The following is a 23,280-nucleotide window of genomic DNA, read 5'->3' as shown; positions in this document are numbered from 1 at the left end:
TAGAAATTGCGTAAATTTGCAAGCTTAAATTATTATATGATAAACAAATACTTACTAACAACAATATTCGTTATCACACTGATAACGAACACCGTATCTTTTGCACAACAAAGTGTAGAAGTCATCTCTAATGAAGAGCAACGGGATAGCACGGCAGCAAAACAGAAATTTTTTGAACGTGTAGTTTCTTATTTTGAAGAAGCTAAGAAAGATAAATCACAGAGCAAATTTGACCTTTCATTCATAGGTGGGCCGAGCTACTCTGTAGATACTAAACTAGGACTAGGGATAGTCGCTTCTGGACTATACAGAGTAGATAAAGAGAACCTAGACTTACCCCCATCTGATCTCGCTATTTATACTAACTTTACGACAAGTGGATTCTTCGCTATCGGAGTAGAGAACACGACGATATTTCCTAATGATGATTACCGATTTCACTACGATATGGCATTTAAATATATGCCTAGTAAATACTATGGTATAGGATATGAGGCAGGTAGCCAAGGAGACTATGTGAAGTACGATGAATATCACTTAGGCTTGAAATTTGATGTATTGAGAAAAGTGTTGCCGAATACGTATGTAGGATTAGTCTTTTCTGCTCAGAATATTCAGAGTAGAAACTTCAGAGATATGGAGGTGAGACCTGATACAGACTCTAAAGATACGGCTATCGGAGGAGGATTTATCGCGTCATACGATAGTAGAGACTTTATCCCTAACCCGAGTAAAGGAATCTTTATCCAATATGAACAGACTTTTTTCCCGAAAACACTGGGAAGTAATAAGCACTTCGGAAAGATTAACTTTACAGCACGTGCATACCAGCAGGTGTGGAAAGATGGTCTAATAGCCTTCGACCTAAACGGAGAGTTTAACAATGGTGAAGTGCCATGGACAATGCTTTCTAAGCTAGGAGGAGCTAGACAGATGAGAGGGTACTACAGTGGGCAATATCGAGATAGAAAACAGATCAATACACAGGTAGAGCTAAGACAAAAAATACATAACCGACATGGTGTAGCAGTATGGGGTGGTGCAGGTAATGTGTTCGAGAATATGGACAAGTTTGACTGGAGCCACACCTTACCAACCTATGGTATAGGATATAGATGGGAGTTTAAAAATAGAGTGAACGTACGTCTTGACTATGGTTTTGGTAAAGGACAGAGTGGATTCTATTTTAATATCTATGAATCGTTTTAAGGGATAAAATGACTGAACAATTAAATAAAAAAGGATTCTTTAGTAGAATCATAAATAACCCGATTGCCTTGTTTTGGTTCTATATTGCTGTCAATATGGTTCCGAGCATTTATTTTGTCTGTACACAACCCGTGAATCTAATTGGAAAAATCGTAGTCATACTGTTTCCTTTAGGGTTGTTCATGACAATATTCTCTTCGTTTAAAAATTCGGGAGCCTGGTTACTACTATGCTTTCCATTCCTGTTTTTGCACGCTTTCCAGATCGTGTTATTCTACCTATTCGGAGAAGATGTGATAGCCGCAGATATGTTTCTAAACGTAGCAACTACGAATACTTCAGAAATAAATGAACTACTAGGTAGTCTATTGCCTTCTATCGCCTTTGTGTGTTTCTTATACATTCCACCTATCGTATTCGCTATACTTCAGTGGAAGAGAAAGAACTTCTTAGACTGGAGCTTTAGAAGACAGACTCTATTACCTGCAGTACTGTTATTAATAGCATCACTAGTATTATCATTCTTCAGTGCGAATAAGAACACAGGTACATTTGCCTTTAACCAAGATGTGTATCCTATCAATGCGTTACACAACTTAGGGTTCGCAGTGAATAAATGGGATAAGGTCAATCGATACCCTGAGACCTCTAAAGACTTTACCTTTAAAGCTACTAGAGACAGCATCTCTACTGATAAAAGACAGATATATGTACTAATCATAGGTGAGACGAGTAGAGCTGATAACTGGTCTCTGTATGGATATGATCGCGAAACCAATCCGAAGCTAAAGAATGAAAAGAACTTGGTCGTGTTTAAAGATGCGTTAACGCAATCGAATACGACACATAAGAGTGTCTCGATCATCTTATCAGAAGCAGAGGCAGAAAACTATAATTCTATCTATGTCAAAAAAGGTATTGTACACGCGTTTAAAGAAGCTGGCTTTACCACGATATCGCTGTCTAATCAGGCAGAGAACTCTTCGTTTATAGAATACTTCACTAAAGAAGCAGATATCTATAAGACGATACGTACTACTGATAGCCATACCCGTATGACGGAGAATCACTATGACGAAGAGTTGGTAGACTTAATGCAAAAACACATACAGGAGACTACTGGAGATCTATTCATCTTATTACATACCTATGGGTCACACTTTAAGTATATGGAGCGCTACCCTGAGAACTTCAGACAGTTCACTCCTGATGAGATAGGTGGTGTAAAGAAGTCTGAGAAAGAACACCTAGTCAATGCGTATGACAACTCTATCTTATACACAGATCACTTCTTATCTAAAACGATAGAAGCCCTGAAACAGACGAATGAAGAGGTAGCTATGCTATATACTTCTGATCATGGAGAGGACTTATTCGACGATGATAGAAACAGGTTCTTACACGCTTCGCCAAGCCCAACCTACTATCAGCTAAGAATACCATTTTTAATGTGGTTCTCAGATGAGTATATTGATAACAATGAAAAGAGAATCACTGCGGTACAAGAGAATAAAAATAAGCCTATCTCTACGAATGCAGTATTCCATACGATGATTAATGCAGCACATATTCGTACTTCTTATCTAGAAAAGGACTTATCGTTAGTCAATAGAGCTTTTAATGCAGAAGCTCGTATGTACTTAAATGACCACGATATCGCTGTTCCTTATACTAAAATGAACTTGAAGAAAGAAGATTTCGAAATGCTGAAAAAGAATAATATTAAAGAATAAACAACAAAACAATGATACACAAAACTAAACTAAAGATACTAGCACTAGCCATGTGTGCTATGCCGCTGCTAGCTACGGCGCAAAGTGAGAAAGTAGAGTCTATAAAACTAGGTAATATGGATCACTGGATGGTACGCGAAGTTAAAGAATCGTTTATCATCGGAGGTAATACACAATACCTATACGAAATCACTGAAACAAAAGATACACTAAAGGACAATACGCCTTATAAGAATAAAAAGTCTCCATGGGCGACCTCATCTGTACTAGCTACTGTAAGCGGTATAACGAAAGGGAGTGTAACTGTATTTCCAGAAAAAAGAGATAATGGGTACGCTGCTCGTTTAGAGACTCGTATAGAGAAAGTGAAAGTACTAGGAGTAATTAATATCAATGTACTCGCTAGTGGAACAATCTTCTTAGGGGAAATGATAGAACCTATCACAGATACTAAAAACCCTCAAAGTAAACTAGTAACAGGTATTCCTTTTACTAAAAAGCCTAAAGCACTACAGTTCGACTATAAAGTAACTACTGGTGGTCCTTCTAAACGTGTGAATGGTATGGGAAGCGGAACTGATGCTAAGCGAAATGACAAGGCCGAGATACAGATTCTACTACAAAAGAGATGGGAAGACAAAGATGGTAATGTACATGCTAAACGTATAGGTACGGGATGGGAACTGATGGATAAGTCTGTAAAAACGTGGCAAAACAAACACCGTCTAACTGTAAACTATGGCGATATCACGAAGCAGAGTTACTATGGTGCACATATGGCACTTAGAACAGGTAGCAATGCATACTACACTAGAAATAGCAAAGGTAAGATGGTGCCGATCATAGAAGAAGGTTGGGGTACTGCAGATGACGAGGTAACTCACCTAATCGTACAATTCTCTTCTAGTAATGGTGGTGCGTATATCGGTAATACGGATAGTCGTTTATGGATAGATAACGTAGGATTGGTTTATTAAAAAATATCAATACAAAAAAAAGAGGTAGTTTAATCCAGATTAAACTACCTCTTTTTTTTATCTTATTACTTCACTCTAGTACTATCGTGGCTATGAGTTTCTATTCCTCCGTTCCACAAAGTCAGAATGTCTGTAGCTACAGCAGCTCCACTACCAGCAGCTATTGCTAACTGACTCCTATGTCCTGCTAATGTTCCTGCCACATAAACTCCTTCTGTTACTAAGTGATCCTCGTTTCTCAACTGGATTCTATTCTTAGCTGCTAGTGACTTCTTATGTGGTATTACATATTCCATTAATCCTTCTACTTCAAAAGTAGGGCTAGAATTAATAGCTACTACTACAAGTGAAGCATAGTATACTTCCTTATTCGTCTTGACTTCAAATACTCCATCTCTCTTCTGTACAGAAATAACCTTCTCACCTGTGATTTGGTCAATGTGGTTGTAGTAATTTAAGTCTTCTATAGACTGTTCTAATAGGTCTTTTCCTAAAGTCCCTTGTTTTATACCATAAGCATTATAGAAGATAGCATCTTGAAGCATTGAGCTCTTCTGATGCATAATAATACCTACTTTCTTATCTGTTACAAAAGATTTCTTTACAGCACTACCAATAACTTGCGCACAAGAAACTCCTGATACACCTCCCCCTATGATTAGTACATCGAATACTTCCATAGGTCTTATTTTGTTTTATCGTTTATCATTTTAGATGTACGGTAAATCAATAAGATGCATACTGCACAAAGCAATGCTACAATACCAATTAATGCGATTAGACTATCCCCTTGGAATAGGTTATTAAAATCTAACATTGTGATATTTAATACAATCAATGCCGCAACAAATGCTATAACTATGTAACTAAAAATTTTCATTTCGAATGATAAAGAATTTGATTTTACCATCCGAAAGTACAAAAAAACCACCACTCGGACAATCCTTTAACATTACCACTATATATTTTAACAACGAGATATAAAAGTCATAAAACGTGGTTTTTCACTATTTTTATCAAGAACTCATCACTATTCTTGAATCACACATCATAGATATAAGCGCTACAATGAAATAATCTAAAAAACATTAACATGTAAAATAATAGCGTAATTAACACTATTCTACTGATCTGGTACAACTATCTTATATTATGAACTTTATATTCATCCTAAATTACTTAGTGAAAAAGGTTAATCTAAAGGGTGTTACTCTTTATTACATAAAGATTTGTAATTTTGCAGCCAATTAATTATTATATTCAGATGTTTCAAATAGGAAAAACAATCGTATCAGAAGAAGTTCTAGAAAAAGAATTCGTATGTAACCTTTCGGCTTGTAAAGGGGAATGCTGTATAGACGGAGATGCAGGAGCGCCTGTAGAAGATGATGAAGTAGAGATACTTAGAGCTGTATATGATAAAGTAAAACCTTTCTTACGTCCTGAAGGTATTAAGGCAATAGAAGAACAAGGTACATCTGTATATGGTGATGATGATGAGTATGAAACTCCTCTAATAGAAGGGGGAGAATGTGCTTATGTAATCTACGAAAATGAAATGGCACTATGTGGAATAGAGAAAGCGTATAACGAAGGTCTAATCGACTGGAAAAAGCCAATCTCATGTCACTTATATCCTATACGTATCAAAGAGTTCTCTTCTTTCTCTGCTGTGAACTATCACAAATGGCATATCTGTAGTGATGCTTGTACCCTAGGTCAAGAGTTAAGCGTACCTGTATATAAGTTCTTAAAAGCCCCTCTAATCAGAAAATATGGTGAAGACTGGTATAAAGAATTAGAACTAGTAGCAGAAGAGTGGAGTAAATCAAGACAATAGATTTATTGTATATAGAGCACTTGCTCTTTATAATCAATAATTGCATTCCCTTGTAGTAATACATCTGAGCCAATAATCCCGTGTACAGTCTTTACTTTATACTCTATTAAGGCAACATTGACATGAGTTAAATCTATAATTACTAGGTTAAAATTCTTGTTATGCCAACGGCTCATTTGTAAATGATTATGATAGGCTACTTGGGTATGCATTCCATTAGCCCCTGCTCCTGAGGCTTTTGTAGACGAATTCTCAGGAATAATATTAAAATGGTCTATATGACTAAAATCAATACAGCTATTAGATGCTCCTGTGTCTAGGATAAAGTCCCCTAGTATTCCATTGATTTTAGCTTTGACAAAAAGGTGGTTCGTTTTAGATATTTTAAACTTAATTTTCTTATATCCTCCCTTTTTTAATATATCTTTCATGTTTTCCATCAATCAAATGTAGTTTAAATTCTTTTTAAAAGGTACTTTTGTAGCATTAATCTAACATTATAGAAAAATACAATATTAGAATGATATTTACTGACACGCATACACATTTATACTCAGATGCTTTTGCAGAAGATCGTAAAGAAACAATAAATCGTGCAATATCTAGTGGAGTTACGCGTTTTTTTATACCAGCGATAGATTCAAGCTATAGCAATGCAATGTTTGAACTAGAGCAAGAGTTCCCTAATAATGTATTTCTTATGATGGGACTACATCCTACTGATGTAAAACTAGAGACGTATAAAGAAGAGTTGGCTTATGTAGAGCGTGAACTCGAACGACGTACTTATTACGCTATAGGAGAGATAGGCATTGACCTGTATTGGGATAAAAGTACTTTAGCCATACAGCAAGAAGCTTTTCAATATCAAATTCAATTGGCAAAGAAATATAAATTGCCTATTAATATACACTGTCGAGATGCTTTTGACGAAGTGTTCGAAGTACTAGAACGAGAAAAAGGAGAAGGCCTTAGAGGGATATTCCACTGCTTCACAGGTACAGAAGAACAAGCGCTAAAAGCTATTTCTTATAACCTAAAGCTAGGTATAGGTGGGGTAGCAACGTTTAAAAATGGTAAAATAGATCAGTTTTTAAACAAAATACCACTGGAGCATATCGTATTAGAAACTGATTCTCCGTACCTTGCACCTGTTCCTTTTAGAGGAAAAAGAAATGAAAGTGCATATATCGTGAATATTGCAGAAAAATTAGCCGATATTTACGCGCTGTCTCTAGAAGAGATAGCAAAACAAACTACAGCAAATTCAATAGCTGTGTTTGGAATTTAAAACACGAAAACAACATAACTTGTTTATAATAATACATTACACTAATGTCTAAGTTTGATTCTATACGCCACTACCACGATCACGAGGTACACGAAGTCTTACAACAGATTTCTAAACACCCAATGATAAAAGCGTTAATGGGATATACTTTTCCTAATAAAACGGAAGAGGAATGGATGAATGCCTTAAAGGAAGTAAAGTCTATTCAACAATTTCAAGATGATTTTGCTTACCACTCTATTCAACGAATCCTAGAGAAAAGCTCTAATGGTTTGACCACTTCGGGGTTTGACAAATTAGATCAAGACACAGCTTATCTATACGTATCTAACCATAGAGATATCCTTATGGATACTTCTCTTCTCAACGTTGCTCTTAAAGACAATAAATTAGTTATGACAGCCTCTGCTATAGGGGATAACCTAGTGCAGAAATCATTTTTACTAGCGCTAGCTAAAGTAAATAGAAACTTCTTAGTTAAACGTGGATTACCTCCTAGAGAACTATTAGAAAGTTCTAAACTAATGTCTGAATATATACAACATCTTTTATTCGAAGAGAACAGATCTGTGTGGATAGCACAGAGAGAAGGACGTACTAAAGATGGAAATGATGCAACTCATCAGGGAGTGCTGAAGATGATAGGAATGGCTTCTGATGAGGCTAACTTAATGGACTACTTCAAAAAAGTGAAGATAGTACCTGTATCTATCTCGTATGAATATGATCCTACGGATGCACTTAAGATGCCTCAGCTATTGGCTAAAGCGAATGATGAAGTATATATCAAAGATAAGAATGAAGACTTTATCAACTTATATAGTGGAATCATCGGTCAAAAGCGTGGTATTCATATCCATGTAGGAGATGTTCTAGACCAAGAATTAGATAATATTAAAAACACTGTAGATAAGACTAATAAGCAAATGCAAGCTGTAGCTACAGAAATAGATAAGTCTATTATCGCTAACTATTTCTTATGGCCTACTAACTATATTGCTTATGATATCATGCATAACAGCAATAAGTTCGCGGATAAATACACAGAAAAGGAGAGGCAATTATTTGAAAGACGTCTTGAACTACGTGTAGATAAAGAGAACAAAATAATCGTAGATGGCTTCTTAGCTATGTATGCTAATCCTGTTATTAATAAACTAAAATTGAGTGATGAACAATAGTCCTGCTATTCTTTTAATCTATACTGGTGGAACTATCGGTATGGTAAAAGACTTTAAGACAGGTGCTTTACGTGCGTTCAATTTTGATCAGTTAGTAGAGCGTATACCTGAGTTACACATGTTAGAGTGTTCGATAGAGACCTATTCATTCGAAACACCGATAGACTCTTCTGATATGAGCCCTGCCTTATGGGTGAAGATGGCAAGTGTAGTAGAAGAGAACTATGATAAGTTTGACGGATTCGTTATTCTACACGGATCGGATACGATGTCATACTCAGCATCTGCACTGAGCTTTATGCTTGAGAACTTGCGCAAACCTGTTATATTAACAGGTTCTCAGCTTCCTATTGGAGACTTGCGTACAGATGCTAAAGAAAACCTTATCACAGCTATTCAGGTAGCTGCTGTACAAGAGAACAACACTCCTGTCATTCAGGAGGTATGTTTATACTTTGAATACAAATTATATAGAGGAAATAGAACTTCTAAAGTAAGTGCTGAATTATTTAATGCGTTTACCTCTCCTAATATTGCCCATTTAGCAGAATCAGGAGTAAACCTGCGTATCAATAAACCTCTACTCAACTATACACATACTCAAGAACCATTACTTGTACACAAAGAGATGTCTAGTAATGTAATGATTCTAAAGATATTCCCTGGCATACAGCAGAATGTCTTAGAGGCTATCCTAAACATTAAAGATCTAGAAGGAATCGTACTTGAGACTTATGGCGCTGGTAATGCACCTACGGAGGCATGGTTCTTAACAACATTAGGACAGGCTATTAAAAAAGGACTTAAAGTAATCAACGTTACTCAGTGTTCTAGCGGCAGTGTACATATGGGTAAATATGAGACAAGTACAGAGCTAAAAGAAATAGGTGTTATCTCTGGTAAAGATATTACGACAGAGGCTGCCATCACTAAGCTGATGTTCTTACTCAAACAAAAAGACTTAACAGACTTTAAAACTGCTTTCGAGACTCCTATCTGTGGAGAAATGGAAGAATAACAATACTAAAAGCTCTTGGAACTACTCTAAGAGCTTTTTTCATACAACTGATTATCTGTAACACATTTTATTACAAAAATAATCACATCACTTATCCAACTTACATAATATGAAGCAAATCATAGCACTACTAGTCTTAGTATGCACAACTATCTCAATGAACGCGCAAGAACAAGAACTTAGAGAAGAAATTGTCTTACAAGGATATCCTTTCAAAATATATACGCAAATCATCAAAACAGATACAACTGAAGAAACAGACTATATCATAGTAGGTGACATATCTAGAACTGCGCTACCTGCAGAAGTTCGCGATTTAACTACGAATACAACTACCACTAATGGTATCTACAGAAAGAACGATACTGAACTACATCATATCGAATATGATCTTATAAACAATAAACTACACCATAAGGTCTATACGCCTAATGATAAAGGGATATTAATGAAGGTAAAAGAAGTAAGAGATCTAACAGAACATCCTGCTGAATTACCTCCTAAGTTTAAAGACAACAAACCTATAGCTCCTGTATTCCCTGGAGGAGATAGAGCTCTAGTAGAATGGACTTATCACAATATCATCTCAATACTGAATGAAGAAAATATACAATTAGCTTCTGATGCAAAACTGACATTAAGTGTTAACCTAGATGGTACAGCAGAACCTATCAATATGTATTTACTAGAAGTTCCTTCAACTATCGAAGAAAAAATACTTCAACAGGTTAAGAATATGCCTCTATTTATCACTAAAGTACAAGGCTATAACGTATCAGGTATGGTTATCATCCCTATAGGTGCATTTATGCAAGATTAAAAACAAAAGCTCTTAGAGAATCTCTAAGAGCTTTTGTTTTATCATATTATTTTAGTCCAGGGATACTCTCTAGCATACGTAGGTAGAACATCGCATGGCCTTCTGTTAGATTTTTGTCATATTCATTAAACAACTTATCAACAACATACATCCCTTCTTTATCAATAGAAGTCTTCATCATAAAGCCAGTTGTTAAAAACACATCTGTATAACTATATATAATAACTCTATCAGATTTAAACTTTAAAGTTGCTTTTACTTGCTTATTTACATAATTACCTTGAACACCATCTTTAAAATCATCAGTTCTCAAAACAAATTCATCATTTAAATTTTGTTTCTGATATTCTTTCCAAGCCTCATTCAAGCCTTTCGTTTCTTTAAATACATTGTAAAAATCTCCATAAGTATAAATATTATTATCAAAATTATCTACAACCTTTTTTCCTCTGTTCTTCTGCAATTTTTAATAATGTAGGACTTAATATAGTTGTATAATCACTCCATACAGAAAATTCTTCTTGATTCTTCTTTTTAAACAATGTTTTTGGTATTCTAAGATAATTAATTACATATTCTAATTTCTTTTTATATGACTCATTACTATAAATAAAACCATCCTTCCCATGAAAAAGAACGTACTTCTTCTCCTTCTCTAAATACCTAAAGTAAAAACAATAAACATTGCCATCCAATACATAAATAAGACTATCAGTATCATAATAATAGATTATATCAACGAACTTTCTATAATATGCCAATACATCATTCATTTTCAAATAATCACCATCTTTATACTCAAAAAAAACCATACTAATAATTGGAGACATGGCTGTTTCGTCAGTCAAATTACTGCTGAATCTGTAATAGGGGTGTTCTCTGTCTTTAATAGAAATATCTCCTATGTCCCAAAAAGAGACATTATTTCCTAATTTAACTTCTTCATAATCATACAAAAAAGGTATTTGAACCTCCATTCCATCCATAAAAGCAGAATAAGTGGGGTAATTACTTGATAATAATTTAGATATATCTAATGAATCTAACTGCATTTGTTCTTTATACAATGCTGCCTCTGTTTTCTTTATACTATCCCATAAAACAGCTTCTTCTACTACATTACTTTTATCTTTCTTACAACTCATTAAAAAGAAAGTACTTCCAACCAACGTTAATACTACTTTCAATAATGACAATACAATTTTATTCATCTTATAGCTTTTGAAAAACAATATTTTGTTAAAAATAATCATTATATGCTAATTGGTGATCACTAAGAGTACTTACTTAAAACAAAAAAAGCAGCTTATCACATTGGACAAACTGCTTTTAAACTAAAATCGATAACTAAATAACTAACTTTTTATACAAAAAAAGCTGTACTATTATACATTACTAGTAGTCTATGGCTACTCTCTCTGTTACTACTGATTTAATAAAATCAACTACTTTTAGATGCTCAGGGTGTTTTGCATAAATATCTAAGTCTTGAAGGTTCTTAAATGTTGTATGTAAAATCACTTCAAAGTTTTTAGGGTCTGCTTGAGGATCATTAAATGATACAGCGATAGACTCTAGTACCTCTATCTTTCCTTTTAAATCTTCTAATAGTCGTTTTATTTCTAATTTATTGGCTTCCTTATTTTCATCTTTCAGCCTCCACATCACTATATGTGTAATCATAATCTCTATTTTTTATTGAACTAACAAGTTAATCAAAACTGCTTTATATCAAGCACTATCTACTTATTTTTTCAATTTATCCTTTATGCGATTAGCCTCAGCTATAAAACCAGTTAACCCCTTAGTATCACCTGCTTCTAAATATGTCTTGAACTGAGTTAACTTCTCTAGATATGTATCTAAAATCGGCAATACATGTTCTGCATTCTGTTCAAAGATAGGCAACCACATATCTACAGAACTCTTCGCTAATCTAACTGTAGAAGCAAATCCTCCTGCAGCTAAATTAAAGATAGCTGTGTCATCTTTCTCTTTGTCTAAGACCGCTACTGCTAGCGCATAAGATATCGCATGAGATAGATGAGACACATACCCCACATGTTCATCGTGCGAGTCAGCATCCATTAAGATCATGCGCATCTCTAAGTGATAATACAGTTCAGAGATTGCATTTAATGCCTTAGGATTAGACTTCTCTGGATTACAGATGATCGCTACCCTATCTTTAAACAATCCTTTAAACGCAGCTTCAGGTCCACTAAACTCTGTACCTGCCATCGGATGTGTAGCTACGAATTGTCCTCTTCTGTTATGTCCTTCTATCTCTTTATCTAATAAAGACTTCGTAGATCCCACGTCCATTACATACTGCCCATCTCCTATTCTGTCTAACACATATGACACCAGTTTTACACTCGCGTTCACAGGTGTCGCTATAATGATAATATCTGATTTCTCTATTAAAGTATCTAGTTCTACGATCTCATCTGCGATACGTAGTTCTAATGCCTTACTAGCATTGCGCTCAGATAAATCTGAAGCCAATACCTTCGTTACAAACCCTTTTTCTTTTAGATCTAAAACAATAGATCCTCCGATTAGTCCTACACCTACTAATCCTACTATTTTTGCCATATTACGTCTATTATGATAAACAAAGCTATAAATACCTACTTTGTTTCAGCATAATTTCTTCCCTTTTTTTAAACTTTTCTAACTTTTGTTCTCGTTTGTGTTTGATCAACACCTAAACTAACTAACCTTTATAACCGATATTGAGAACAATGTTACTACAGTTATAACATAGATGTAGGACACACAAAGTCTGTATGGTCTAGTGTACTCTCCTTACTTATTGCGTTGTATCCCCCTAACACATCCACTAGATTCGTAATTCCATACTTATATAATATCGATGCAGCCATCATACTTCTATACCCTCCAGCACAGTAGATGATATATTTCTTCTCTTTTGACATCACATCTATTTTATCTTCTAATTCATTCAGAGGAAGACTCACCGAATCTTCTAAATGCTCTGATCTAAACTCATTTATCTTACGTACGTCTAACAATACTCCTTTATCCTCTAGATACAGTCTATCCATCTCTTGAGGCGTTACACGAGTAATAGTATGAATAGGCTCACCTGCATTCTTCCAAGCTTCTATTCCGCCTTCCAGGTACCCTATCGTATTATCATACCCCACACGTGATAGACGAATCATACTCTCCTCTTCTTTCCCTGGCTCCGTGATTAAAACAATAGGTGCTTTTATATCTTTTATCAACTCACCTACCCAAACAGCGAACTGACCGTTTAATCCGATATTAATACTACTAGGTACAAAGCCCTCTGAGAACGCCTGTGGCATACGTGTATCTAACAGAATCACTTCTTTCTTCTTCATCTGTTCCTTCACAGCCTCTATACTCATCGGTGTTTTACCTCTATCTAAGATTGTATCTAGCTGCTCGTACCCTGTGATATTCATCAACACATTTTTCGGGAAATACTGAGGTGGTGTTGCTAATCCTGTTAATAACTCTACTACGAACTCATCTTCTGTCATATCAGCACGTAGCGCATAGTTAGTCTTCTTCTGATTACCTAAGGTATCTACAGTTTCCTTACTCATATTCTTACCACAGGCAGACCCTGCACCATGATTAGGATACACGATTACCTCATCTGGTAGTACCATGATTTTATTGCGAAGTGATTGGAATAAATGCCTAGCCAAAATTTCTTCTGTAATCTCAGATTTGACTAATTGCACTAGGTCAGGACGACCTACATCTCCGATGAATAGTGTATCTCCACTAATAATAGCGTGCTCTTTGCCCTCTTCATCTATAATAAGATAAGTACTACTCTCCATCGTATGCCCCGGAGTATGTAATACTTTTATCTGAATATCCCCTAGCTTAAACACTTGATTATCTTCTGCTATAACAGCCTCATAACTAGGAGCTGCAGTAGGTCCGAAGACAATCTTAGCTCCTGTCTTCTCCATAATATCAAGGTGTCCACTCACAAAGTCTGCATGAAAGTGTGTTTCGAATACATACTTAATTACTGCATCATCACTTTTAGCTCTTTCTAGATAAGGCTCTACATCTCGAAGAGGGTCAAATATAGCTGCCTCACCATTACTCTCTACATAATAAGCAGCATGTGCAATACAGCCTGTATATATCTGTTCTATTTTCATATCTTACTTTTTTTTTCGAGATTAAAAGTACTATTGATCACTTAGTAAAAAAATGACAAATATCATAGATCCAAATAATTACAGATAAAAATAAAAGAACGATACCCTTTAATAAACAAAAAGCACTCCATACAGAGTGCTTTTTTATTTCTTATACGAAACCTTCTTTTAGTACCAGTTGTATTAGATTAGCGGTATCTGACACTTCGAATACATGCTTCATCTTTGCTAATCTTTTTTTGATAGCAGGATTAGAGAGAGGAATATGATTTTCTAATTCTTGTAATTTATATCCTTTAGATAACAATACTAGAATCTCTCTATTGTAATCATCATACATTACTTCCTTTCTTACTATTTCATTTAAGCAGTGCTTCACGATATCACTCTGATAACGATCGCCTGTTAATACGCGTTTAACGATATCTAATAAGTTATCAGGTGTAATCTCATGCTTGCTTACTAACCCATCAGGCCTAATGTTTTTAACGATATTGTAAATCGTTATCACTTCTGTATGACCAGTCAAGATGATGGTCTTACAGTAAGGCATTTCTTTCTTTATATAGGCTACTATATCTCCTCCATCTCTTAGTAGTGCTCCTTCCTTACTTGGTAAAGAAAAGTCAACAATAGCAAGATCAAATAAATCACCTCGTTCAACGGCAGCATCTATAGTTTCTTTAGCAGTCAAACAGTCAAATGACTTTTCAAAGACAACCTCTCCGAGTCCTAATTTATCTTTAGAGAGAGCCAATACATATCCTTCTACGATAAGAGGATGGTCATCTACTAACAGTATTCTGCACATAATAATCGAGTTTTGAGAATCATACTACAAATTTAAACATTAAACTAGTATAAAAATACTTATTTGTGATAAGTTACAACTTTTTATACACAAAATATCAACAATCTACATAAAAGTACAAAATGATAAGATTCAATATACAAAAAAAGCACCAAGTAATACACTTGATGCTTTATATATCTTTATTTTAATAGATTATACAAGCTTATTAGCCACTAGGTACTCCGCAATCTGTACTGTATTTGTTGCAGCTCCTTTTCTAAGGTTATCTGCTACGATCCACATATTCACAGTGTTTTTTTGGCTCTCATCTCTTCTGATACGCCCTACGAACACATCGTCTTTCCCCTCTGCATATAGTGGCATTGGGTATGTATTTGTATCTGTATTATCTTGTACAGTGATACCAGGAGTCTGGTGAAGAATCTGTCTAATATCTCCTAAATCAAAGTCTTTTTCAAACTCTATATTCACAGTCTCACTATGGCCTCCCACTACAGGGATACGCACAGCTGTAGCCGTTACTAATACAGTATCATCTCTAAGAATCTTCTTCGTTTCTTTGACTAACTTCATCTCCTCTTTAGTGTATCCATTATCTTCGAACACATCACAGTGAGGGATAGCGTTACGGTGAATAGGATAATTATAAGCCATATCCCCTTTTACATCCTTATACTCATTCTCTAACTGTTTTACAGCTTTCACACCTGTACCAGTAATAGACTGATACGTTGATACTACCACTCTCTTAATCCCGTATTGTTTGTGTAAAGGAGATAATGCCATCACTAACTGAATAGTAGAACAGTTAGGGTTAGCAATAATTTTATCTTCTTTAGTCAAAGAATCAGCATTAATCTCTGGTACGATTAACTTCTTCGTTGGATCCATTCTCCATGCCGACGAATTATCTATAACTGTAGTACCTACCTCAGCGAACTTCGGTGCACACTCTAGAGAAATACTTCCTCCTGCTGAAAATAAAGCAATATCCGGCTTCATCATAACAGCTTCTTCCATGGACTTTATGGTATACTTCTTACCCTTAAATTCCACTTCCTTACCTACAGACTTCTCAGAAGCCACAGGAATTAATTCTGTTACAGGAAAATTTCTCTCCGCTAATACTTTTAGCATGATTTCACCTACCATACCGGTAGCGCCTACTACTGCGATTTTCATTTTTTATAAAATTAGGATTGATAAATAGTTTTAATCAAGGATAAAAATAACACTTTATTCAATTACCAAGACAACTGTAGGTCTTTTATTTGCAATTGAATAGTAGTTTTATTTCTCCAGTTGTTCTCCTCGATAGAATAAATGATGTCTACGTGCTGCTTATCCTTCACATTCTCATACTGAGCACCTAGGTTAAAACCTATTGCACTAAACTTATATCCAGGATTTCTTCTCTGCTTAAAGCTTACTTTTAGATGTTCTCCTCTTGCTCCTGCTAATTTTGCATATCCTGTATCGAAGACCTCTTTCGTCAAGAAACAAGGACTAGGATTACCAGGGCCAAAAGGTTCAAACTGCTTTAAAATACGCAGAAATTTATCTGTAATCTCTGAGAACTGAATCTTAGCATCTATTTCGATCTCAGGTATAAGGTCAGTCTCCTGAATCGTGTTAGACACTACTTCTTCAAACTTTTGTCTAAAAGCTTCTAGATTCTCTTTCTTTATTGTCAACCCAGCAGCATACATATGCCCCCCGAACTGAATAAGATGTTCAGAGCACTTCTCAAGAGCCTGATAGATATCAAAGTTCTTAACAGAGCGCGCTGATGCAGCTAGGTAATCCCCACTATCTGTAAATACAATAGTCGGTCTATAATACGTATCGATAAGACGAGAAGCCACGATACCGATCACCCCCTTATGCCAAGATGGGCTATACACTACGGTACTCTTTGAGTTAATTAATTTTTGATCGATGATCTGTTTAAGCGCTTCTTCCGTGATTCCTTGATCTAGCGACTTGCGCTCTTCATTGATATTTACGATTTTCTCGACAGTCATATTTGCTCCTTCTTCAGTAGCTTCTGTCAATAGATCTACAGTAAAGTTACCGTGTTCTATTCTTCCAGCCGCATTGATTTTAGGGGCTAACTTAAACACAATATCTGTCATCGTATATATAGCTAAGTCATATAACTTCATCAGTGCTTTTATACCAGGACGTGGGCTTTCATTAATCACCTTTAGTCCATAGTACGCCAATACTCTATTCTCTCCTGTGATCGGCACTACATCTGCTGCGATAGCAGTAGCTACTAGATCTAGATAGTGTTCTATAGAGGCGAAAGGAAGTCCCTGAATCGTATTTAATGCCTGAATCAACTTAAATCCTACACCACATCCACATAACTCCTTATAGGGATATAGGCAGTCTACGCGTTTAGGATCTAACACGGCTACTGCATCAGGAATAATCTCTCCAGGTAAGTGATGATCACATATTATAAAATCAACACCTTTCTCTTTAGCATACTGTATGTGCTCTATAGACTTTATACCACAGTCTAGAGCTATGATTAGATGGATACCTTGCGTTATAGCATAATCTATCCCTTGATACGATATACCATATCCTTCATTATATCGATCTGGAATATACGTATCTACCTGAGCACCTAGGCTCTTTAAATAGGAATACATTAAGGCGACAGACGTAGTTCCATCCACATCGTAATCACCGAAAACCAAGATAGATTCTCGATTCTTAATCGCGTTTAGAATGCGATGGACAGCCTCTGTCATATCTGCCATCAGAAAGGGGTCGTGCAAATCTTCTAAAGAAGGTCTAAAGAATTTCTTAGCAGCTTCGAAGGTCTCTATCCCACGCTGTGCTAATAACCTCCCTACTATAGGACTTACACCTAAAACTTCTTGTAAATGAGCAACTATTTTTTCATCTGGATCTTGTTTTAAATACCAGCGCATTAATTACTCTTTATGATAATGAATATTGGTTTTAACTTCTGCAAATTCTTTAAACATATCCATTACTCCACAATACTTCTCGATCGATAAATCAACTGCTTTTTTTAGCTTCGCCTCGTCTAGATTAGCTCCATAGAAGTGATAATCTACCATCACAGTATGATAAGTAGCGGGATCTGTCTCTGTAAGTAGTCCTTCTGTTTCTATTTTAAAATCAGCAACATCTAATCTCATTTTCTTAATCAGTGATGCTACGTCTAATCCTGAACATCCTGCTAGAGCAGATAGCATTAATACTTTAGGTCTTAGACCTTTATTATCTCCTCCATTTTCAGGGCCTGCATCTATTCTAATCGTTCCTCCACTTGGATTAGTTGATTCGAATTGCATGTTTTCTATCCAACTTGTAGTTACTTTATGTGACATAATGTTCTGTTTTTATCAAATGTATCAAAAAAAAATCAATGTTCACTAGTTAATGAAGACGCAAAAAGAGAATCTAATGCCCAACCTTCCTCTCACTATCTGATATAGCCTAACTATTTCTCCTTACAACAAAATTATTCGCTAAACAGATAAATTCTATACTACACTTCACTACATACAAGACAATATGTACATAACAAGATAAAGTACAACGCTATAAACAGTCCTTTATATGCATATCCCTTTTTTTAGTCTAAAACACTTTCTTTGACTAAATATCCTCTTTTATTACCTCAAAAGAAGCTATTTTGCTTAATAGAATGTCTTTTATGGGTAATTTTTAATCAAAAAACTGACTACAAAACCGTATCAAAGCAAAAAAACATAAAAAAAGGCTCACTTTTTTACACCTCATACTGTGAACAAAATCAAATATCAACCTAACAATCAATACATTAACAAATAATCAGATTATAAAACAATCTAACGTCTATTACTACTCAAGTCACTGAATACAAGCATTACTAGCATTCTCTTCAACACTTCTTCAACATTTCCCCAAGATTGCTCTAGTTAGAAGCCTCTTTCTTGAAGAACTGTTGAAGAAATCTTGTAGCGGTATTGAAGAGGTTGCTCTTTCTTATCAGAAACTAAACTATTAGACTAAGTTCACCACAAAAAACATCACTCGTTTTTAAACAAAAAAATTGCCCATAGCAATCTGCTACGGGCAATTCTCTATACTGTAATAACCTATCTGCTAAGGCAGGTGGTTATTTATTATTTACTTTTTCCAGCTACGATCACTACAATCTCTCCTTTAGGAGGCTTCGCTTCGAAGTGCGCTAACACTTCTACCACTGTACCTCTTACAGTCTCTTCGTGTAATTTAGACAATTCTCTAGAGACAGATACTTGTCTATCTTCACCGAAGTATTCTTTAAATTCTCCTAAGGTCTTTACTAACTTATGAGGAGATACATAAAGGATCATCGTTCTCGTTTCTTCTGCTAGAATTAGATATCTCGTCTGTCTTCCTTTCTTGTCAGGTAAAAACCCTTCAAAGACAAACTTATCATTCGGCAAACCACTATTCACTAATGCAGGTACGAATGCTGTAGCCCCTGGTAGACACTCTACTTCTACACCCTGCTCTACACACGCACGTGTCAATAAAAATCCTGGATCAGAGATAGCTGGTGTACCTGCATCTGATATCAGTGCAAAGGTCTCTCCTGCTTGCATTCTCTTTACTAATCCTTCTACAGTCTTATGCTCATTATGCATGTGATGACTAAACATCGGTGTAGAGATTTCAAAATGTTTTAATAGTTTTCCACTATTACGTGTGTCTTCTGCTAAGATATAATCTACTTCTTGCAATACTTTTATTGCGCGATACGTCATATCTTCTAAATTTCCAATTGGTGTAGGTACCAAGTAAAGTTTCCCCATAATTATATAAAACGTTTTTCTACTAACGTCATAAAGCGTTCTTCGTATTCTTCTTTTCCTTCCCAGTTATTGTATTCTGGTTTTACTAAATGGTCTATTAAGCTATTTGCCTCATCAAAAGAGCTCACTGTATTTAACTGTGATAATACTCTATTAAAATCTTCTGCACTTCCGTTAAACAAATGTCTTTCGAAAGCGATACGGTCATTCAAGCCTACTACGATAGTAGAGCTATAAATATCATTAATAGACTTTGGTTTATTGATCTTTGGTTCGCGTACAGAAGTGTGCTCTACATTAAATAATGTGTTCTGTGGCACAGGAGTTTCTACAGTTGGCTCGATGTGTTGTTCTACAGGAGCGATAGGTTCTGGTTGTGTAAAGCTAGCTTCTACAACAGGTTCTTTAGGTACAAACTCTGTATTGAACTTCTGTACCTCTTGTTTATCCACATCTTCTACTCTCACAAACTCTACATCACTGAAGTCGAATCCAAAGAAAGGATCATCCGTATTTGGTTTATTCTCTGTTACTGTTTTTACTTCTTCTTCTACCTTATAGGTAGAAGTAATCGTAGTTTCCTCTATTGTTTCTTCTAGTTTAGCAGGAGCGAACTGTTCGTTTATATTTACTAATGCCTCCTCAATGCTCTCCTCTTTAACAGCTTCTACAATAGATGGTATTGGTGTTTCTATCACTTCTTCCTTTACCACAACTTCTTCTTCATAGAAAGTAGTTACTTCGATATCATCATTTTCGTCTTCTTCCTCTTCTTTTACTTCTTGCTCTACTACAGGTATTTCAGCAGTGATATGCGCTACTACCTCTTCTTCTACCACAGGATTTTCTACTTCGATATTAGCGATTACCTCACGTTCATCTAGCTGTTTTAGCATAGCCTCATGTTGATCTAAATAATGGTGAAGTTGAGCATCATCCGCTTCATTAGCACTATCATCTATATACACCTCTGTAATAAATGGTTCGTCATAGACTACAGCTTTCTGAATAATAGAAGGTTCTTCTACCACTTCAGGTGCTATTTTATTCACTTTATCCGCAAGAAGGCTATCATCTATAGTATTAATTGCCTCTTTTTCAGTTTCTGCAACGATAGGGTATTCTTCTTCCACTAGATCTATAGGCATCTGGTGACGTACTACCTCATCTACAGTATTTGAATTCGAATCATTAATCGCCATGGCTTTTAGCGCATCGTCCAATTGCTCAGGAGAAACTTCTTTGATTAATCCTGCTTCAAAATGATCTTGATAGAATTTTAAGATGGTAAGCTTCTCATATAATTCTTTAGCTTCTCTATATAAACTATCTACTTCCTTGTCTTTCAATTGTAATACACGATGAGCCAGACTTAACAACTCTCCTTCTAAGACTTTCTTCATAACTTTTATTTTGCATTAGTAAATTGACGAGCTTTTTTTGATAAATTTGCTCCATACAAAAATAACAGAAAAAACCGCTGGTTTCAGCTTGAAATTTACAAAATGTTTCTCGAAAATCCCGTTAATAACAAAGAACAATTTGGTTGGATCGAAGTTATCTGTGGTTCTATGTTCTCTGGTAAGACTGAAGAACTGATTCGCAGACTGAAAAGAGCCAAATTTGCCAAACAAAAAGTCGAAATTTTTAAACCTGCTATCGATACAAGATATCACGATGAATTCGTCGTATCTCATGATTCTAATGAGATTAGGTCTACGCCTGTACCCTCTGCAGCACATATCAGATTATTAGCTGATGGATGTGATGTGGTAGGAATAGATGAAGCCCAATTCTTCGATGAAGAAATTGTCAGAGTATGTAATGACCTTGCGAACTCGGGTATCAGAGTGATCGTAGCGGGGCTAGATATGGACTTTAAAGGAAATCCCTTTGGACCAATGCCTTACTTAATGGCTACTGCAGAGTATGTAACTAAGGTACATGCTATCTGTACTAGATCAGGAAATCTAGCTAATTATAGTTTCAGAAAGGCAGCTAGTGAGGATATCGTCATGCTAGGAGAAACACAAGAATACGAGCCGCTGAGTAGAGCAGCTTTTTTCAATGCACTGAGAGGTGTAGATATATCAAAATCAGAAAAACAAAATACAATACCACCAGAACAAATAGAATAATACTTTAACGACTACCACACCTATGAAAAAAATAGCTCAAATCTATATCGACTCTTACAAAGGTCTATCATCAGCATCGTGGATGCTAGCAATTGTAATGTTAATCAATAGATCGGGGTCCATGGTATTACCATTCTTAGGTGTATATATGACGAAAGAACTTCACTTTAGTCAAGAACAGACGGGGTATGTATTAGCTTGTTTTGGGGTAGGTTCTATTATAGGAACTACAGTAGGCGGATGGGTAACTGATAAGATAGGTAACTATAAAGTACAGTACTTGAGCTTAATAGGTAGTATTCCAGTATTTATCATGTTACCACACTTCACGTCTGTAGTCAGTCTAGCACTGATGATGTTATTACAGAGTGCAGTCAGTGAAATGTTTAGACCGGCGAACTCTGTAGCCATCACCATGTATGCTAAACCTGAGAATATCACCCGTGCCTTCTCTCTAAATAGAATGGCAGTGAACTTAGGGTTCTCTATAGGGCCTGCTATGGGAGGTATTCTAGCTGCGATATCGTATGCGCTATTATTCTACGTGAATGCTACTGCGGCGTTTCTAGCAGCTGTCGTATTCATCTACTTCTTTAGAAATAGAAAGACGAACAAAGAATTATTATTAGAACAGGAAGATATCACTGAGCTGAATGAGATAGAAGATGTCTCTAATAAATCTCCATATAAGGATAAGATGTTCTTAATATACAGTGTATTCTGTACTTTATACTCTATTGCCTTCTTACAACTATTAAGTACACTACCTATATTCTATGAGAAAGCTGTAGGGCTGGATGAAGTAGAAATAGGGCTTATCTTAGGGTACAGTGGTCTACTTATCTTCTTAACAGAGATGTTATTAGTACATGTCGCAGAAAAATTCTTTACGATCAGACAGACTATCTTCTACGGGGTTATGATTAGTGCCTTAGGATACGGAATGTTAGCTTTTGACCACAGTTATATCTCTATCTATATATCTATGACGATCTTATGTGTCTCTGAGATGCTAGCAATGCCATTTACCTCTACGGTGACAGCGATGCGTGCTGGTAGTAAGAATAAAGGTGCTTATATGGGCGTGAATGGGTTGACCTTCGCTATCGGATTTATTATTTCACCTATCCTAGGGACAAAGGTAGCTTCTACACTAGGATATGATGTCTTATGGTTAGGTACAGCTGCATTAGTAATCATAGCTGCTCTAGGGCTAAACTATTCTGTCAAAAAAATGGCAGAAGAATAAACA

At 35.7% G+C, this 23,280-nt stretch carries 24 protein-coding genes; 10 read left to right on the top strand and 14 right to left on the bottom strand.

Going from position 1 to position 23,280, the window contains the following annotated elements:
• Positions 1 to 36 precede the first annotated feature (36 nt).
• From BK054_RS06745 to BK054_RS06735, 3 genes are read left to right on the top strand one after another with little or no spacing between them, the layout of a single operon-like run.
• Positions 37 to 1,209 carry a BamA/TamA family outer membrane protein gene (locus tag BK054_RS06745; RefSeq protein WP_071307129.1) on the top strand — a complete coding sequence of 391 codons (1,173 nt, stop codon included), beginning with the start codon at positions 37 to 39 and terminating at the stop codon, positions 1,207 to 1,209.
• Positions 1,210 to 1,217: 8 nt separating this feature from the next.
• Positions 1,218 to 2,942, top strand: coding sequence for a phosphoethanolamine transferase (locus BK054_RS06740; protein ID WP_071307128.1), 1,725 nt, complete (start codon positions 1,218 to 1,220; stop codon positions 2,940 to 2,942).
• A gap of 11 nt (positions 2,943 to 2,953) precedes the next feature.
• Complete coding sequence (locus BK054_RS06735) at positions 2,954 to 3,919, top strand: PCMD domain-containing protein (protein ID WP_025125708.1); 966 nt, start codon at positions 2,954 to 2,956, stop codon at positions 3,917 to 3,919.
• Between the two features lie 65 nt (positions 3,920 to 3,984).
• Here the strand turns inward: BK054_RS06735 and BK054_RS06730 are convergent, their stop codons facing one another.
• A complete protein-coding gene (locus tag BK054_RS06730) occupies positions 3,985 to 4,599 on the bottom strand; it encodes an FAD-dependent oxidoreductase (protein ID WP_071307127.1) in 615 nt (204 codons plus the stop codon).
• 5 nt (positions 4,600 to 4,604) lie between these two features.
• Positions 4,605 to 4,799, bottom strand: coding sequence for a hypothetical protein (locus BK054_RS18565; protein WP_006260500.1), 195 nt, complete (start codon positions 4,797 to 4,799; stop codon positions 4,605 to 4,607).
• 384 nt (positions 4,800 to 5,183) lie between these two features.
• Between BK054_RS18565 and BK054_RS06720 the strand changes: the two genes are divergently transcribed.
• Entirely contained in the window at positions 5,184 to 5,759 is a 576-nt protein-coding gene (locus tag BK054_RS06720) for a DUF3109 family protein (RefSeq protein ID WP_036471107.1), read from the top strand.
• A 2-nt stretch (positions 5,760 to 5,761) separates the two neighbouring features.
• Here the strand turns inward: BK054_RS06720 and BK054_RS06715 are convergent, their stop codons facing one another.
• Entirely contained in the window at positions 5,762 to 6,199 is a 438-nt protein-coding gene (locus BK054_RS06715) for a retropepsin-like aspartic protease (protein WP_006262622.1), read from the bottom strand.
• A gap of 80 nt (positions 6,200 to 6,279) precedes the next feature.
• On the opposite strand from BK054_RS06715, the gene BK054_RS06710 reads away from it, so the two are divergent.
• From BK054_RS06710 to BK054_RS06695, 4 genes are all read left to right on the top strand, one after another.
• Positions 6,280 to 7,050, top strand: a complete 771-nt coding sequence (locus BK054_RS06710; RefSeq protein WP_071307126.1) for a TatD family hydrolase — start codon at positions 6,280 to 6,282, stop codon at positions 7,048 to 7,050.
• Between the two features lie 44 nt (positions 7,051 to 7,094).
• Positions 7,095 to 8,231, top strand: coding sequence for a 1-acyl-sn-glycerol-3-phosphate acyltransferase (locus BK054_RS06705; protein ID WP_071307125.1), 1,137 nt, complete (start codon positions 7,095 to 7,097; stop codon positions 8,229 to 8,231).
• Complete coding sequence (locus BK054_RS06700; RefSeq protein WP_025124465.1) at positions 8,221 to 9,249, top strand: asparaginase; 1,029 nt, start codon at positions 8,221 to 8,223, stop codon at positions 9,247 to 9,249. The genes BK054_RS06705 and BK054_RS06700 overlap by 11 nt, the downstream gene beginning before the upstream one ends.
• Positions 9,250 to 9,358: 109 nt before the next feature.
• Entirely contained in the window at positions 9,359 to 10,069 is a 711-nt protein-coding gene (locus BK054_RS06695; protein ID WP_156860086.1) for a hypothetical protein, read from the top strand.
• A 46-nt stretch (positions 10,070 to 10,115) separates the two neighbouring features.
• On the opposite strand, the gene BK054_RS06690 is transcribed toward BK054_RS06695, so the two are convergent.
• The 11 genes from BK054_RS06690 to BK054_RS06640 form a co-directional block, all read right to left on the bottom strand.
• Complete coding sequence (locus BK054_RS06690; RefSeq protein ID WP_071307123.1) at positions 10,116 to 10,532, bottom strand: hypothetical protein; 417 nt, start codon at positions 10,530 to 10,532, stop codon at positions 10,116 to 10,118.
• On the bottom strand, positions 10,498 to 11,280 hold the full coding sequence (locus tag BK054_RS06685) for a hypothetical protein (protein ID WP_156860085.1): 783 nt from the start codon (positions 11,278 to 11,280) through the stop codon (positions 10,498 to 10,500). Before BK054_RS06685 ends, BK054_RS06690 begins: the two co-directional genes overlap by 35 nt.
• Positions 11,281 to 11,464: 184 nt before the next feature.
• Positions 11,465 to 11,752, bottom strand: coding sequence for a Dabb family protein (locus tag BK054_RS06680; RefSeq protein ID WP_071307121.1), 288 nt, complete (start codon positions 11,750 to 11,752; stop codon positions 11,465 to 11,467).
• A gap of 63 nt (positions 11,753 to 11,815) precedes the next feature.
• A complete protein-coding gene (locus BK054_RS06675; RefSeq protein ID WP_071307120.1) occupies positions 11,816 to 12,667 on the bottom strand; it encodes a prephenate dehydrogenase in 852 nt (283 codons plus the stop codon).
• A 161-nt stretch (positions 12,668 to 12,828) separates the two neighbouring features.
• Positions 12,829 to 14,247, bottom strand: coding sequence for an MBL fold metallo-hydrolase (locus BK054_RS06670; protein ID WP_071307119.1), 1,419 nt, complete (start codon positions 14,245 to 14,247; stop codon positions 12,829 to 12,831).
• A 151-nt stretch (positions 14,248 to 14,398) separates the two neighbouring features.
• Entirely contained in the window at positions 14,399 to 15,058 is a 660-nt protein-coding gene (locus BK054_RS06665) for a response regulator (protein ID WP_006262614.1), read from the bottom strand.
• A 195-nt stretch (positions 15,059 to 15,253) separates the two neighbouring features.
• Positions 15,254 to 16,243, bottom strand: a complete 990-nt coding sequence (locus BK054_RS06660) for an aspartate-semialdehyde dehydrogenase (RefSeq protein ID WP_006257647.1) — start codon at positions 16,241 to 16,243, stop codon at positions 15,254 to 15,256.
• 62 nt (positions 16,244 to 16,305) lie between these two features.
• The gene (gene recJ, locus BK054_RS06655; RefSeq protein WP_071307118.1) at positions 16,306 to 18,009 is read right to left on the bottom strand and encodes a single-stranded-DNA-specific exonuclease RecJ; all 1,704 of its coding nucleotides are present in this window, start codon (positions 18,007 to 18,009) and stop codon (positions 16,306 to 16,308) included.
• Positions 18,010 to 18,012: 3 nt separating this feature from the next.
• Positions 18,013 to 18,435 (bottom strand): OsmC family protein, encoded by a 423-nt coding sequence (locus tag BK054_RS06650; protein WP_071307117.1) that lies wholly within the window; start codon positions 18,433 to 18,435, stop codon positions 18,013 to 18,015.
• A 780-nt stretch (positions 18,436 to 19,215) separates the two neighbouring features.
• Entirely contained in the window at positions 19,216 to 19,890 is a 675-nt protein-coding gene (gene rsmI, locus BK054_RS06645; protein ID WP_006262611.1) for a 16S rRNA (cytidine(1402)-2'-O)-methyltransferase, read from the bottom strand.
• A gap of 2 nt (positions 19,891 to 19,892) precedes the next feature.
• Positions 19,893 to 21,293 carry a hypothetical protein gene (locus BK054_RS06640; RefSeq protein WP_071307116.1) on the bottom strand — a complete coding sequence of 467 codons (1,401 nt, stop codon included), beginning with the start codon at positions 21,291 to 21,293 and terminating at the stop codon, positions 19,893 to 19,895.
• A 102-nt stretch (positions 21,294 to 21,395) separates the two neighbouring features.
• On the opposite strand from BK054_RS06640, the gene BK054_RS06635 reads away from it, so the two are divergent.
• Both BK054_RS06635 and BK054_RS06630 read left to right on the top strand, forming a co-directional pair.
• Positions 21,396 to 22,028 (top strand): thymidine kinase, encoded by a 633-nt coding sequence (locus BK054_RS06635; protein ID WP_006257652.1) that lies wholly within the window; start codon positions 21,396 to 21,398, stop codon positions 22,026 to 22,028.
• A 22-nt stretch (positions 22,029 to 22,050) separates the two neighbouring features.
• Positions 22,051 to 23,277: an MDR family MFS transporter gene (locus tag BK054_RS06630; RefSeq protein WP_006262609.1), complete on the top strand. Its 1,227-nt coding sequence runs from the start codon at positions 22,051 to 22,053 to the stop codon at positions 23,275 to 23,277.
• The last annotated feature ends 3 nt before the right edge of the window (positions 23,278 to 23,280 follow it).

It is taken from the genome of Myroides sp. ZB35, assembly GCF_001865835.1.
Taxonomy (GTDB): domain Bacteria; phylum Bacteroidota; class Bacteroidia; order Flavobacteriales; family Flavobacteriaceae; genus Flavobacterium; species Flavobacterium odoratimimum.
The sequence above is the reverse complement of the archived record's forward strand: the minus strand, read 5'-3'. Positions and strand labels throughout refer to the sequence as shown.

Bases quoted from the DNA above. Each gene is read 5' to 3' on its own strand.
- BK054_RS06695 (WP_156860086.1), top strand. From the start codon at position 9,359: ATGAAGCAAATCATAGCACTACTAGTCTTAGTATGCACAACTATCTCA.
- BK054_RS06630 (WP_006262609.1), top strand. From the start codon at position 22,051: ATGAAAAAAATAGCTCAAATCTATATCGACTCTTACAAAGGTCTATCA.
- BK054_RS06715 (WP_006262622.1), bottom strand. From the start codon at position 6,199: ATGGAAAACATGAAAGATATATTAAAAAAGGGAGGATATAAGAAAATT.
- BK054_RS06730 (WP_071307127.1), bottom strand. From the start codon at position 4,599: ATGGAAGTATTCGATGTACTAATCATAGGGGGAGGTGTATCAGGAGTT.
- BK054_RS06675 (WP_071307120.1), bottom strand. From the start codon at position 12,667: ATGGCAAAAATAGTAGGATTAGTAGGTGTAGGACTAATCGGAGGATCT.
- BK054_RS06705 (WP_071307125.1), top strand. From the start codon at position 7,095: ATGTCTAAGTTTGATTCTATACGCCACTACCACGATCACGAGGTACAC.
- recJ (WP_071307118.1), bottom strand. From the start codon at position 18,009: ATGCGCTGGTATTTAAAACAAGATCCAGATGAAAAAATAGTTGCTCAT.
- BK054_RS06735 (WP_025125708.1), top strand. From the start codon at position 2,954: ATGATACACAAAACTAAACTAAAGATACTAGCACTAGCCATGTGTGCT.
- BK054_RS06650 (WP_071307117.1), bottom strand. From the start codon at position 18,435: ATGTCACATAAAGTAACTACAAGTTGGATAGAAAACATGCAATTCGAA.
- BK054_RS06635 (WP_006257652.1), top strand. From the start codon at position 21,396: ATGTTTCTCGAAAATCCCGTTAATAACAAAGAACAATTTGGTTGGATC.
- BK054_RS06685 (WP_156860085.1), bottom strand. From the start codon at position 11,280: ATGAATAAAATTGTATTGTCATTATTGAAAGTAGTATTAACGTTGGTT.
- BK054_RS06660 (WP_006257647.1), bottom strand. From the start codon at position 16,243: ATGAAAATCGCAGTAGTAGGCGCTACCGGTATGGTAGGTGAAATCATG.
- BK054_RS18565 (WP_006260500.1), bottom strand. From the start codon at position 4,799: ATGAAAATTTTTAGTTACATAGTTATAGCATTTGTTGCGGCATTGATT.
- BK054_RS06745 (WP_071307129.1), top strand. From the start codon at position 37: ATGATAAACAAATACTTACTAACAACAATATTCGTTATCACACTGATA.
- BK054_RS06665 (WP_006262614.1), bottom strand. From the start codon at position 15,058: ATGTGCAGAATACTGTTAGTAGATGACCATCCTCTTATCGTAGAAGGA.
- rsmI (WP_006262611.1), bottom strand. From the start codon at position 19,890: ATGGGGAAACTTTACTTGGTACCTACACCAATTGGAAATTTAGAAGAT.
- BK054_RS06670 (WP_071307119.1), bottom strand. From the start codon at position 14,247: ATGAAAATAGAACAGATATATACAGGCTGTATTGCACATGCTGCTTAT.
- BK054_RS06740 (WP_071307128.1), top strand. From the start codon at position 1,218: ATGACTGAACAATTAAATAAAAAAGGATTCTTTAGTAGAATCATAAAT.
- BK054_RS06680 (WP_071307121.1), bottom strand. From the start codon at position 11,752: ATGATTACACATATAGTGATGTGGAGGCTGAAAGATGAAAATAAGGAA.
- BK054_RS06640 (WP_071307116.1), bottom strand. From the start codon at position 21,293: ATGAAGAAAGTCTTAGAAGGAGAGTTGTTAAGTCTGGCTCATCGTGTA.
- BK054_RS06700 (WP_025124465.1), top strand. From the start codon at position 8,221: ATGAACAATAGTCCTGCTATTCTTTTAATCTATACTGGTGGAACTATC.
- BK054_RS06720 (WP_036471107.1), top strand. From the start codon at position 5,184: ATGTTTCAAATAGGAAAAACAATCGTATCAGAAGAAGTTCTAGAAAAA.
- BK054_RS06710 (WP_071307126.1), top strand. From the start codon at position 6,280: ATGATATTTACTGACACGCATACACATTTATACTCAGATGCTTTTGCA.